Below are 11,923 nucleotides of genomic sequence, written 5' to 3' on the forward strand. Positions count from 1 at the left end.
AGGTAAAGAGGCGATTGGCGCTGAAGTAAAGAACTACTCCACAAAAACAGTTTCACCAGATCAGTTGATGAAAGATTTTGACGCTGTTGTGATCAGTGGTGGATCAGAGCAGCCACGTGATTTGCCGGTCCCTGGTCGCGAGTTGAAGGGCGTTCACTATGCTCTGGAATTCTTGATTCCACAGAATAAAGAAAATGCAGGCGATTTCAAAAACGAAATTTCTGCAGCTGGTAAGCATGTAGTGGTAATTGGTGGTGGTGATACTGGGTCTGATTGCGTAGGAACATCGAATCGTCATGGCGCTGCCAAGATTACTCAGTTTGAATTACTGCCACAGCCGCCAGAGACTGAAAACAAGCCTTTGGTATGGCCATATTGGCCCACCAAGTTGCGTACATCTTCTTCACACGAAGAAGGTTGTGAGCGTGATTGGTCTGTTGCTACAAAGCGTTTTGAAGGCAAAGACGGCAAATTAGAGAAATTAATCTGCGTTCGTTTGGAGTGGAAAGACGGCAAGATGTCAGAAATGCCAAATTCTGAATTTGAAATTAAGGCGGATTTAGTATTTTTGGCAATGGGCTTTGTATCCCCTGCAGCCCAAGTTCTCAATGCTTTTGGTGTTGATAAAGACGCACGTGGTAACGCAAAAGCCACTGTCGATGGCCAAAATGCCTATCAAACCAATGTTCCAAAGGTATTTGCTGCTGGCGATATGCGTCGCGGACAATCTTTGGTAGTTTGGGCGATTCGTGAGGGCCGTCAAGCTGCTCAGGCAGTAGACGAGTATTTAATGGGGTCTTCCGTTCTTCCCCGATAATATTGAGGATATGAATAGCAGCCACTCCAACTCAGTGGAAGTGAAGCAAAAAACCTCTAGTGGTGGCCAGGGCGAAGTTGTAGTTCAAATTAAGGACGTCAACTTTTCCTATGCCCCCGGCGAGCGGCAAATCTTATCGGGACTCAATATGGAGTTCCGGCGTGGTCAAGTAGTTGCGGTCATGGGTGGCTCCGGTTGTGGCAAGACCACTATTCTGAGACTGATTGGTGGTCAATTCAGTGCACAGTCGGGCCAGGTTTTATTTGAAGGTCATGATATTGGCAAAATGAACGGCGCTGAATTAATGGCTACCCGTCGTCGCATGGGAATGCTCTTTCAGTTTGGCGCACTATTTACCGATCTGAGCGTTTTCGAAAACGTTGCCTTTCCTTTGCGCGAGCACACCGATTTAAGTGAAGAGCTATTGCGCTCTTTAGTGCTGATGAAACTCAATGCAGTTGGTTTGCGTGGTGCACGCGATTTGATGCCGGCGCAAATTTCTGGTGGCATGGCGCGTCGTGTTGCTTTAGCAAGAGCGATTGCGCTCGATCCCCCCTTAATCATGTATGACGAGCCCTTCGCTGGCTTGGATCCGATTTCACTGGGAATTACTGCACGCTTGATTCGGGATCTGAATCAAGCTCTAGGTGCAACCAGCCTATTGGTTACACATGATGTTGAAGAAACATTTGAGATTGCTGATTATGTTTATTTCATTGCCAATGGCCGAATTGGTGCCGAAGGTACGCCAGAAGAATTGAGTCGTTCAAGTGATCCGTTTGTGCGTCAATTCTTGGATGCATCACCGGATGGCCCAGTGCCATTCCACTATCCAGGACAAAGTCTTGAAGAAGATTTTGGGGTGAGTCTGAAATGAGCATCCTTCATAAGACCTTAGACCTCTTCGGCGATCTTGGATTTTTTATTCGTCGTAACTTAACGAGCCTTGGCCTTGCTGCGCGCATGTTTGCGGCCGTCATTTGGCGCTCTGGATTTTTATTAAAAAGACCTCGCTTAGTTTCTGATCAGATTCTGTTTGTCGGTAATCACTCATTTGTAATCATTGCGGTATCTGGTTTATTTGTTGGATTTGTTTTGGGCTTGCAGGGCTATTACACCCTCAATCGTTATGGCTCTGAACAGGCTCTAGGTTTATTGGTTGCACTATCGCTCACCCGTGAATTAGGTCCCGTGATTACGGCTTTGTTATTTGCTGGTCGTGCTGGTACATCCCTTACCGCCGAGATTGGCTTAATGAAAGCTGGTGAACAGCTCAGCGCAATGGAAATGATGGCGGTGGATCCATTGAGTCGTGTGATTGCACCGCGACTATGGGCTGGCATTATTGCAATGCCGATTTTGGCTACGATCTTTACTGCTGTTGGTGTGATGGGTGGTTACTTTGTCGGTGTGCCTTTAATTGGGGTGGACTCTGGCGCCTTTTGGTCGCAGATGCAGGGCGGGGTAGACCTCTTCTCTGATATTGGTAATGGGCTCATTAAAAGCCTGGTATTTGGTGTGGCGGTGACTTTTATTGCGCTGTATCAAGGTTATGAAGCTAAGCCTACACCTGAGGGTGTGTCGCAAGCCACCACGAGAACTGTGGTGATCTCCTCTTTATCGGTTTTAGCATTGGACTTCTTGCTCACCGCGATGATGTTCTCCAATTAGAAAGAATAAACTGGGACTCTTATGAGAAAAAGTGCAATTGATGTTTGGGTCGGAATTTTTGTAGCCATTGGTTTGCTGGCCGCTTTGTTTCTTGCATTGAAGGTCGGCAATATGAATGCCGTTTCGTTTGCGCCTACTTACAAAATCTCTGCGCGTTTTGACAATATCGGTGGACTTAAGCCACGTGCACCAGTCAAAAGTGCTGGGGTAGTTGTTGGCCGTATTGCGAATATCTCTTTTGACGACAAGACTTATCAAGCCACTGTCACCATGACAATTGAAGATGCCTATAAGTTCCCTAAAGATTCGTCTGCAAAGATTTTGACCTCAGGTTTATTGGGTGAGCAATACATTGGGCTTGAGGCAGGCGGCTCTGATGATATGTTGGTTGCTGGGGATAAGATCACTCAGACGCAGTCGGCAGTGGTTCTTGAAAATCTGATTAGTCAGTTCTTGTATAACAAGGCTGCCGATAGCGGTAAAGATAAGGGCGCTGAAAAATAATGCAGTGGCTTGTGAGAATTAAACGTCTCATGCTGCTTGGCTTGGTAGCTGGCATGGCGGGCTGTGCCTCTATTCCTGCTGGAGTAGAGCCTTCCCCGCATGATCCGTGGGAGCCGTTTAATCGTTCTGTTTTTGAATTCAATGAAGGCCTGGATGCCTATTTTTTAAAGCCCGTAGTGTCTGGTTATCGTTTTGTCTTGCCAGAATTTGTGCGGGATGGCGTTTATAACTTCTTTAGCAACTACAGTGATATCTACACAGCATTGCAAAATCTTTTGCAGGGCAAACCAGACTATGCTTTTAGTGATCTGATGAGGGTGGTGGTCAATACCACCTTTGGTTTGGGCGGCTTAATTGACATGGCAACGCCTGGCGGCTTACCAAAGCACAAGGAAGACTGGGGTCAAACCTTTGGCGTCTGGGGGGTTCCTTCCGGTCCTTACGTGGTTTTGCCATTCTTCGGACCAAGCAATGTGCGAGATACCTTTGGTACCGCAGCTGATTTAGAGTCTGACTATCTCTTTAGATTGCTACCAGACGTAGCTATCCGTAATAGCCTAACGGGTTTACGTGTGGTGAATGCGCGTAACACTTATTACGAGGCGGGCGATTTATTGGATGGCGCTGCTATCGATAAATATAGCTTTATGCGGGATGCCTACATTCAGCGACGCGAATATCAGATTAATGAGGGACGAGATGATAAAGAGCCTCCTATGCCGGTTTACGAGAACCCCTACGAATAAAGGCGATCAAGCCTAAGCTGATTTCCTTTAAGGGCTAAAATGAGCTTCTATGACCAGCATTAATTGAGGACACATGAAAAGCCAAATCACCATTCAAAAATACTTTGCAGCATTGCTATCAAGTATGTTTTTGTTTGCCGGCAGCGTTTCTGCTCAGGCAGTTGATCAGTCCACGCCAGATGGTTTGATTAAAACTGTAGTTTCTGATGTGATGGCTTCTGTGAAGTCTGATCCGGAAATTCAAAAAGGGAATATCCCGCGTATCGTAGATTTAGTGGAAAAGAAAATTGTTCCTTATACCGATATGCGTCGCACCACTGAAATGGCTATGGGCCCTAATTGGAAAAAAGCGACTCCAGAGCAGCAGGCTCAACTGGTTTCCGAATTTAAGAATTTGTTGATTCGTACTTATTCTGGCGCTTTAAGCCAGCTACGTGATCAGACCATTCAATTTAAGCCTTTACGCGCTGCTCCAGACGACAAGGAAGTGGTTGTAAAGACCGTGGTGATTGGTCGTGGCGATCCAGTGCCGCTTGATTATCGCCTTGAAAAAACAGCCAATGGCTGGAAAGTCTATGACATGAACATCATGGGTGTTTGGTTAGTTGAGGCTTATCGTAATCAGTTTGCTAATCAAATTAGCCAGAATGGCGTTGAGGGTTTAGTGAAGTTCTTGCAGGATCGCAATAAACAGCTTGCTGCGAAGCCGGTAAACTAAAGACCACACAAGAACAATCAAAGATAAATATCGGATGCCATTTTTATTGCCCGCTTCAGTGACGCAAAATAATGTCCTGCAGTTAGAAAAAGATGGTCTGCTAAATCTTGCGACCTTAAGAACTGTAGATTGCATCAATCTGAAGGATTTTGACTCTACTGTGCTGACAGTTTTACTGGCATGGCAGAAAAAACTACAAGCTGATGGTCAGCAGATCTCCATACAAAACGCACCTGAAAAATTAACTGTCTTAGCTGGCGTATATGGCGTTGCCGAATTGCTAGGTTTGTAATAGCATGCACGCCGCAATATCGATAAATAACGTATCAAAAAATTATGGCGCACTACAGGCGCTAGATCATGTTTCCTTATCAATTGAGCAGGGTGAGTTCTTTGGCTTGCTCGGGCCGAATGGCGCAGGTAAGACAACGTTGATTTCCATTCTGGCTGGTTTGGTTACTGCAGATAGTGGCCATGCTGCAATCATGGGCGCTGATGTTCAAAGTCAATTCCGTGATGCTCGTCGGATGCTGGGAGTTGTGCCGCAGGAGTTAGTATTCGACCCCTTCTTTACCGTTAGAGAGACGCTGCAATTTCAGTCAGGCTATTTTGGGATTCGTCATAACGATGCCTGGATTGACGAGATCATGGCTAATCTGGATCTCACCAATAAAGCCGACAGCAATATGCGTTCCTTATCTGGTGGTATGAAACGACGGGTATTGGTGGCTCAGGCTTTGGTTCACAGGCCACCTGTGATTATTTTGGATGAGCCAACAGCAGGTGTTGACGTAGAGCTGCGCCAATCTCTCTGGCAATTCATTAGTCGACTAAACCAAGATGGGCATACGATTGTTTTAACAACACATTACCTTGAAGAGGCTGAGGCATTATGTCAGCGGATTGCCATGCTGAAGCATGGAAAGATTGTGGCTTTGGATACAACCGCGAATTTATTGAGCCAATATGGTTCAGTAAAAAAAGATGGTGAGGGTAAAACAGATCTCGAAGATGTGTTTGTCAACATCATGTCGGGAGGTGTTCGATGAAACCTATTTTGAATAAACTGCCAATCTCCTATGGCAGCGGTTTTCCAACGCTCTTGCGAAAAGAAATTAAACGTTTTTATAAGGTAGCGTTCCAGACGGTTGCAGCACCAGTACTAACTGCTGTTTTGTATTTAATGATTTTCGGTCACGTACTGGAAGGCAAAGAGGTTTACGGTCGTCTGAATTACACGGCCTTTCTTATTCCAGGCTTAGTCATGATGAGCGTGTTGCAGAACGCATTTGCTAATACCTCTTCATCCCTCATTCAGTCGAAGGTGACTGGTAACCTCGTCTTTGTTTTGCTGGCCCCATTTAGTCACTTAGAGTTTTATGCTGCTTATGTCTTAGCTGCAGTATTTCGTGGAATCGTTGTTGGCTCTGGTGTATTGCTGATTACTGTATGGTTTTCCACACCATCTTTTGAATACCCTCTTTGGATCATGGCATTCGCTCTATTGGGCGCTGCAATTTTGGGAAGCATGGGTTTAATTGCGGGCATCTGGGCCGATAAGTACGATCAATTGGCGGCCTTCCAGAATTTCATCATCATGCCGGCAACAATGCTGTCAGGTGTGTTTTATTCCATTCATTCTTTGCCGGTAGCATGGCAAGTAGTGTCTCACTTCAATCCATTCTTCTACATGATCGATGGTTTCCGTTACGGGTTCTTTGGGGTGTCAGATATATCCCCATGGAATAGTTTGGTGATTGTGGCGTGCTTCTTTGTTTTGGTCTCAGCTATTGCGTTGCGTTTACTGCAAAAAGGCTACAAGCTTAGGAACTAGTTGTTGGCTCTTCCCTAAACATATATTGAAAAATTGTTATGAAATTAGAAATCAGGAGATTGTGATGTTGCCAACCCCAGAACAAATTGAAGACTATATTCAGCAAGGCCTTGCATGCACTCATGTCAAGGTAGAGGGTGATGGACAGCATTTCTTTGCGACAATTGTGAGCCCAGAGTTTGAAGGCAAGCGTTTGATTCAGCGTCATCAGCTGGTGTACGGCGCTATGGGCGATCGCATGAAAGCAGAGGTGCATGCTTTATCAATCAAAGCATTCACGCCTGAAGAATTTGCACAAAATACCCCAACTTAAAATACGAGATCAGCTTTTTACTGGAATAGTTTCATGGATAAATTACGAATGGTTGGCGGCACTCCGCTCAAGGGCGAAGTGGTGATTGCTGGCGCTAAGAATGCAGCGCTGCCAATTTTGTGCGCTTGCTTGCTCACAGATCAGCCCGTTACTTTGCGTAATGTTCCTGACTTGCAAGATGTACGGACCATGCTCAAGCTCCTCCAGGAGATTGGTGTAACCGTTACTTTTCCAGATGCGAACGATCGCAATCATGTAGTGCTCAATGCGGCCAATATCAAGAGCTCTGAGGCGACTTACGAGATGGTGAAAACCATGCGTGCCTCTATTTTAGTTCTGGGCCCATTGCTTGCCAGAATGCATAGCGCCAAGGTTTCTCTACCAGGCGGATGCGCAATTGGAGCCCGTCCAGTAGATCAGCACATTAAGGGCTTAAAGGCCATGGGTGCCGCTATTAAGATTAAGAGTGGCTACATCCAAGCGGAAACCAAATCTGCAACGGGTCGTCTACAAGGCGCCTCCATCTTGACTGACATGATTACCGTAACCGGTACAGAGAATTTATTGATGGCCGCTACTTTGGCATCAGGCACGACCATTTTGGAAAATGCTGCACGCGAACCTGAGGTTGGGGACTTAGCAGAGTTGCTTGTCAAAATGGGCGCGAAGATTACTGGTATCGGTAGTGATCGTTTAGTCATTGAGGGTGTGGAAAAGCTCCATAGTGCAGAACATGCTGTGATTGCTGATCGTATTGAAGCAGGCACATTCTTATGCGCAGTAGCTGCTGCTGGTGGTGAGGTGCTGGTCAAGCACTGCCGCCCAGATACATTGGATGCGGTCATCGTCAAACTGAAAGAAGCCGGCTTGGAGATGGAAGTCGGCCCTGACTGGATTAAGGCTTCCATGAAAAGCCGCCCCAAGGCAGTCAGTTTCCGGACTTCTGAATACCCGGCATTCCCGACAGATATGCAGGCACAACTCATGGCGGTCAATGCGATTGCCGAGGGTAATGCCACGATTACCGAAACCATCTTTGAAAACCGCTTTATGCACGTTCAAGAGATGAACCGCCTCGGCGCCGATATCGCAATTGAGGGTAATACGGCAATTGCTCAGGGCGTGGAAAAGCTGTCTGGCGCTATCGTGATGGCTACCGATTTGCGTGCCTCTGCCAGCCTAGTGATTGCCGGTTTAGCCGCTCAAGGTGAAACCCAGGTGGACCGGATTTATCACTTAGATCGTGGATATGACCGCATGGAGCAAAAGTTGACCCTCTTAGGGGCTAACATTCAGCGAATCAAGTAAGCCTGATAGATAATTGGTCCATGAAGTTAACTCTAGCCCTCTCGAAGGGGCGCATCTTCGAAGAAACTGCTGAGATCTTATCTAAGATCGGTATCCGTCCGCTTGAGGACCCAGAAAAGTCACGCAAACTCATTATTGAGACCTCTAATCCTGACGTTCGTCTGATTATTGTGCGCGCATCAGATGTGCCGACCTATGTTCAGTTTGGTGGCGCCGATTTTGGAGTTGCCGGCCTTGATGTCTTAATGGAAAACGGTACCGATGGCCTATATGTTCCTTTTGATTTGAACATCGCTAAATGCCGTATGTCAGTTGCCGTGAGAGTAGGTTTTGATTACGCAGCTGCGGTAAAGCAAGGATCGCGTTTGAAGGTAGCAACAAAGTACGTAAATTGTGCACGCGAGCACTTTGCCAATAAAGGCGTTCACATTGATACGATTCATTTGTACGGCTCAATGGAGTTAGCTCCATTGGTTGGTCTAGCAGATGCAATTGTGGATCTGGTGTCTACAGGTAATACTTTGCGTGCTAATGGTTTGGTTGAAGTTGAGCCAATCGCCGATATCAGCGCACGCTTAGTTGTTAATCAAGCGTCTTATAAACGTAATCGCACACAACTTCAGCCATTCTTTGAATTGTTGAAGTAAAGAAAAAATTCATATGTCCGCAGAAGTCAAAGTCAAACGTCTTAATAGCAAGGATGCCGGGTTCAAAGAAACTCTGCTCTCTAGCCTTTCTTTGCCCATGGCCGATGATGAGGCGATTGATTCTGCGGTAGTAAAAATTCTGGCGCAAGTTAAAGCTGAAGGCGATGCCGCAGTACTCTCCTTTACAAAGCAGTTTGATCGCCTCAATGTTTCTAGTGTTTCTGAGTTAGAGATTTCTCCAGAAGAATTAAAAACAGCTTACGAAGGTTTATCGGTTGAACAAAAAAATGCTTTGAATATTGCCGCGCAAAGAGTGCGCGCGTATCACGAGAAACAAAAGATTGAAGCGGGTTGCCACTCCTGGGAATATAAAGAGGTAGATGGCACACGCTTGGGTCAGAAAGTCACAGCCTTAGATCGCGTGGGTATTTATGTACCTGGCGGCAAAGCTGCATACCCATCTTCCGTGTTGATGAATGCGATTCCTGCAAAAGTTGCTGGCGTCAAAGAAGTCATCATGGTCGTGCCCACTCCCGATGGAGCTCGCAATCCTCTAGTTTTAGCTGCCGCTTATTTATCCGGTGTTGATCGCGTCTTTACGATTGGTGGCGCGCAAGCTGTAGGCGCCTTAGCCTATGGCACTCAAACTATTCCGCCGGTGGACAAGATTGTTGGCCCCGGTAATGCCTATGTTGCGGCTGCTAAGCGCAGAGTCTTTGGAACTGTTGGTATCGACATGATTGCCGGTCCATCAGAAATTTTAGTTCTCTGTGATGGTTCTAGTAATCCTGATTGGGTTGCGATGGACTTGTTTTCTCAAGCAGAGCATGATGAGCTAGCGCAATCTATTTTGCTTTGTCCTGATGACCAATTTATTGAGCAGGTGCAAGCAAGTATTAACAAGCTGTTGCCTGAGATGCCTAGAAAGAAAGTGATTGAAACATCGCTTGCCAATCGTGCTTTATTGATTCAGGTAAAGGATATGAGCGAGGCTTGTGAGATTGCCAATGCCATCGCTGCTGAGCATTTAGAAATTTGTGCAACTGAGCCACGCAAGTGGGCTGAGTTAATTCGTCATGCTGGCGCCATCTTTATGGGCAATTACACTAGCGAATCTCTGGGTGATTATTGTGCAGGCCCAAATCACGTCTTACCAACAGCACGTACTGCACGTTTTTCATCCCCATTGGGTGTGTATGACTTTATCAAGCGCTCAAGCATGATTGAAGTGAGTGAAGCAGGTGCTCAAACCTTAGGTGCTGTTGCTAGCACGCTCGCACATGGTGAGGGTTTGACGGCCCATGCTCGTGCTGCTGAGATGCGCCTGAAGGAATATTATCCCGGCTTGCCCTAAGCCCATTCAATTTTGGGTTGTTTACCTCCCAATAATATGATATCTTAAAGATATCTAAAAAGAGGAGATGTTAATGCCTTTAAAAACCTTATCCATGCAAATCCCATTTCGCTATCGTAATTTTGATAGCCCCACTGGGGTAACTAGAAATACTGCCAAATTGCTTGCTGAGAAGTTGGGTGTCGATGAGACACAGGCTTTGCATATTGCGTTACGCGAGTTAGCAGTAAGGATTCTCCCTCAATATGAGCCAGATGATGGTCCATTGAATGCCACCCAGATTCGTCAAATTAAAAAAATTGCCTCAGTTCCTGAAAAGCAAAAGTCTGTGCGATCAAGCTTGTTCCTTGATAAGGCTGCTTAATGGTGCGTTGGTGGCCGGAGCCCACAGCGGGCGATATCGTGTGGTGTCATTTTCCCGACCAAATAAATCCTTGTCCGAAGCCAAGACCAGCATTGATCTTAAGTGTTTTCGATGATGAAGCACCTCAATTTGAGGTGCAAGTAGCCTATGGAACTAGTCAAAAAACGAGAGCTTTACATAGAGGTGAATTTGCCATTTACTGTCAAATAAACTCAGCAGCATATGAAGCTGCCAATTTAAGTTTCGATACTAAATTTAACTTAAGGCAGCTTATTAATTTACCGTTTTCAACGGAGTGGTTTTCAGTGCCACCCTCAGCCCCAAATGGTCAAATACCTAAATTAGGTGTGTTGCATCCATCAATGGTTCGAGTGGTGGAGGCTGCCTATGTTGCCTCTCAGGATTAGTTAGCAATTAGTATTTCTTTTAAGGCAATAATCAATTCATTTGATTGATCATCAGTACCGATGGTGATACGCAGAAATTCTTCGATGCGTGGAGACTTGAAGTGACGCACAATAATTCCACGATCGCGTAAGGCCTGATAGAGCCTTACGCCTGAATGCTTCGGATGCCGCGTAAAAATAAAGTTGGCTGTTGATGGCAAGGTATCAAAACCCAGTGAGGCCAGTTCACTTACTAAACGCTCACGAGTTTGAATTACTTTTTTGCTAGTCAATTCCAAATGGGCTTGATCTTGTATTGCGGCAATTGCTCCCGCTTGGGCCAAGCGTCCAAGCGGATAGGAATTAAAGCTATTTTTCACCCGCTCCAGACCTGTAATCAGGTCTGGATGTCCCACTGCAAATCCAACGCGAAGTCCCGCTAGGGCGCGAGACTTGGATAAGGTGTGAACGACCAGGAGGTTTTCTGGGCACGCACTTCCGCGCAGAAGTGAAATGCAAGACTCGGTTCCGTAATCCACATAGGCCTCATCGATCACCACGACTGAATCTGTATTTCGGCGCAGAAGGGTTTCAATATCAGCTTGAGAGATAGCTCGACCAGTTGGGGCATTCGGATTGGGAAAAATAATTCCGCCGTTGGGAGTTTTGAAGTCCTGGGTTTGGATCTCAAAATGTGGGCCTAGGGGCACTGTTTGATAGTCAATGCCAAATAATTTGCAATAGACCGGGTAGAAGCTATAGGTAATGTCCGGAAACTGGACTGGCTTAGCTTGTTTTAGTAGGCCTAAAAATACGTGAGCCAAGACCTCATCAGAACCATTACCTAAAAATACTTGTTTTGGGTCTAGACCGTGCAAATCGGCAATGGCTTTTTTAAGGGCCGCTCCTTCGGGGTCTGGATATAGCCTTAAATCATCTGTGTTTTGCTGATTTATGGCGGCTAGGGCCTTGGGGGATGGGCCATAAGGGCTCTCATTCGTATTGAGTTTTACCAGCCGCACCATTTGCGGTTGCTCCCCAGGGACGTAAGGGGTGAGGGTCTGAACAACGGGGCTCCAAAAGCGGTTCATGAGGGACTCTAGTCAAAAATCAGCAAAAGTGAATAAACGCTAGCAATTAAAATCAGCATTTATACCTGTATTAGGAATGATATTATGAGGCTTCAATCAACACTTCGCCTCGCGGCGCACTGAAGCATGCGGCAAGCCGACGTTACCCGAAACACTTCGGAAACCAAAAT

The 11,923-nt window shown here is 46.2% G+C and carries 16 protein-coding genes; 15 read left to right on the forward strand and 1 reads right to left on the reverse strand.

The genetic code is table 11. The features are described from left to right. The 15 genes from B7X71_RS05540 to B7X71_RS05610 form a co-directional block, all read left to right on the forward strand. On the forward strand, positions 1-817 hold an 817-nt coding region (locus B7X71_RS05540), incomplete at its 5' end, for a glutamate synthase subunit beta (protein ID WP_293600328.1). 10 nt (positions 818-827) lie between these two features. After that, positions 828-1,694: an ABC transporter ATP-binding protein gene (locus tag B7X71_RS05545; RefSeq protein ID WP_293600329.1), complete on the forward strand. Its 867-nt coding sequence runs from the start codon at positions 828-830 to the stop codon at positions 1,692-1,694. Then, positions 1,691-2,488 carry a lipid asymmetry maintenance ABC transporter permease subunit MlaE gene (gene mlaE / locus B7X71_RS05550; RefSeq protein ID WP_293600330.1) on the forward strand — a complete coding sequence of 266 codons (798 nt, stop codon included), beginning with the start codon at positions 1,691-1,693 and terminating at the stop codon, positions 2,486-2,488. Before B7X71_RS05545 ends, mlaE begins: the two co-directional genes overlap by 4 nt. A 21-nt stretch (positions 2,489-2,509) precedes the next feature. Next, positions 2,510-2,992, forward strand: a complete 483-nt coding sequence (gene mlaD / locus B7X71_RS05555; protein WP_293600331.1) for an outer membrane lipid asymmetry maintenance protein MlaD — start codon at positions 2,510-2,512, stop codon at positions 2,990-2,992. Between the two features lie 11 nt (positions 2,993-3,003). Further along, on the forward strand, positions 3,004-3,738 hold the full coding sequence (locus tag B7X71_RS05560; protein WP_293600332.1) for a VacJ family lipoprotein: 735 nt from the start codon (positions 3,004-3,006) through the stop codon (positions 3,736-3,738). Between the two features lie 73 nt (positions 3,739-3,811). After that, entirely contained in the window at positions 3,812-4,456 is a 645-nt protein-coding gene (locus B7X71_RS05565) for an ABC transporter substrate-binding protein (protein WP_293600333.1), read from the forward strand. Positions 4,457-4,490: 34 nt separating this feature from the next. Continuing rightward, the gene (locus B7X71_RS05570) at positions 4,491-4,748 is read left to right on the forward strand and encodes an STAS domain-containing protein (protein WP_293600334.1); all 258 of its coding nucleotides are present in this window, start codon (positions 4,491-4,493) and stop codon (positions 4,746-4,748) included. A 4-nt stretch (positions 4,749-4,752) separates the two neighbouring features. Continuing rightward, positions 4,753-5,505, forward strand: coding sequence for an ABC transporter ATP-binding protein (locus tag B7X71_RS05575; protein ID WP_293600335.1), 753 nt, complete (start codon positions 4,753-4,755; stop codon positions 5,503-5,505). Beyond that, positions 5,502-6,290, forward strand: coding sequence for an ABC transporter permease (locus B7X71_RS05580; RefSeq protein ID WP_293600336.1), 789 nt, complete (start codon positions 5,502-5,504; stop codon positions 6,288-6,290). Before B7X71_RS05575 ends, B7X71_RS05580 begins: the two co-directional genes overlap by 4 nt. Positions 6,291-6,354: 64 nt before the next feature. Next, complete coding sequence (locus B7X71_RS05585; RefSeq protein WP_293600337.1) at positions 6,355-6,603, forward strand: BolA family protein; 249 nt, start codon at positions 6,355-6,357, stop codon at positions 6,601-6,603. A gap of 33 nt (positions 6,604-6,636) precedes the next feature. Then, complete coding sequence (murA, locus tag B7X71_RS05590) at positions 6,637-7,911, forward strand: UDP-N-acetylglucosamine 1-carboxyvinyltransferase (RefSeq protein WP_293600338.1); 1,275 nt, start codon at positions 6,637-6,639, stop codon at positions 7,909-7,911. A 20-nt stretch (positions 7,912-7,931) separates the two neighbouring features. After that, the gene (gene hisG / locus B7X71_RS05595; RefSeq protein ID WP_293600339.1) at positions 7,932-8,558 is read left to right on the forward strand and encodes an ATP phosphoribosyltransferase; all 627 of its coding nucleotides are present in this window, start codon (positions 7,932-7,934) and stop codon (positions 8,556-8,558) included. A 13-nt stretch (positions 8,559-8,571) separates the two neighbouring features. Next, on the forward strand, positions 8,572-9,912 hold the full coding sequence (gene hisD, locus B7X71_RS05600) for a histidinol dehydrogenase (protein WP_293600340.1): 1,341 nt from the start codon (positions 8,572-8,574) through the stop codon (positions 9,910-9,912). A 73-nt stretch (positions 9,913-9,985) separates the two neighbouring features. Further along, positions 9,986-10,276 carry a hypothetical protein gene (locus B7X71_RS05605; protein WP_293600341.1) on the forward strand — a complete coding sequence of 97 codons (291 nt, stop codon included), beginning with the start codon at positions 9,986-9,988 and terminating at the stop codon, positions 10,274-10,276. 92 nt (positions 10,277-10,368) lie between these two features. Further along, positions 10,369-10,683: a hypothetical protein gene (locus tag B7X71_RS05610; protein WP_293600342.1), complete on the forward strand. Its 315-nt coding sequence runs from the start codon at positions 10,369-10,371 to the stop codon at positions 10,681-10,683. Here B7X71_RS05610 and hisC read toward each other — a convergent pair. Beyond that, the gene (hisC, locus tag B7X71_RS05615; protein WP_293600343.1) at positions 10,680-11,753 is read right to left on the reverse strand and encodes a histidinol-phosphate transaminase; all 1,074 of its coding nucleotides are present in this window, start codon (positions 11,751-11,753) and stop codon (positions 10,680-10,682) included. The genes B7X71_RS05610 and hisC overlap by 4 nt on opposite strands. Positions 11,754-11,923 lie beyond the last annotated feature (170 nt).

This window comes from Polynucleobacter sp. 39-46-10, assembly GCF_002282275.1.

Excerpts from the sequence above, each read along its gene's own strand:
- B7X71_RS05545 (WP_293600329.1), top strand. The coding sequence starts at position 828 with ATGAATAGCAGCCACTCCAACTCAGTGGAAGTGAAGCAAAAAACCTCT.
- mlaE (WP_293600330.1), top strand. The coding sequence starts at position 1,691 with ATGAGCATCCTTCATAAGACCTTAGACCTCTTCGGCGATCTTGGATTT.
- mlaD (WP_293600331.1), top strand. The coding sequence starts at position 2,510 with ATGAGAAAAAGTGCAATTGATGTTTGGGTCGGAATTTTTGTAGCCATT.
- B7X71_RS05565 (WP_293600333.1), top strand. The coding sequence starts at position 3,812 with ATGAAAAGCCAAATCACCATTCAAAAATACTTTGCAGCATTGCTATCA.
- B7X71_RS05570 (WP_293600334.1), top strand. The coding sequence starts at position 4,491 with ATGCCATTTTTATTGCCCGCTTCAGTGACGCAAAATAATGTCCTGCAG.
- B7X71_RS05575 (WP_293600335.1), top strand. The coding sequence starts at position 4,753 with ATGCACGCCGCAATATCGATAAATAACGTATCAAAAAATTATGGCGCA.
- B7X71_RS05580 (WP_293600336.1), top strand. The coding sequence starts at position 5,502 with ATGAAACCTATTTTGAATAAACTGCCAATCTCCTATGGCAGCGGTTTT.
- B7X71_RS05585 (WP_293600337.1), top strand. The coding sequence starts at position 6,355 with ATGTTGCCAACCCCAGAACAAATTGAAGACTATATTCAGCAAGGCCTT.
- murA (WP_293600338.1), top strand. The coding sequence starts at position 6,637 with ATGGATAAATTACGAATGGTTGGCGGCACTCCGCTCAAGGGCGAAGTG.
- hisG (WP_293600339.1), top strand. The coding sequence starts at position 7,932 with ATGAAGTTAACTCTAGCCCTCTCGAAGGGGCGCATCTTCGAAGAAACT.
- hisD (WP_293600340.1), top strand. The coding sequence starts at position 8,572 with ATGTCCGCAGAAGTCAAAGTCAAACGTCTTAATAGCAAGGATGCCGGG.
- B7X71_RS05605 (WP_293600341.1), top strand. The coding sequence starts at position 9,986 with ATGCCTTTAAAAACCTTATCCATGCAAATCCCATTTCGCTATCGTAAT.
- hisC (WP_293600343.1), bottom strand. The coding sequence starts at position 11,753 with ATGAACCGCTTTTGGAGCCCCGTTGTTCAGACCCTCACCCCTTACGTC.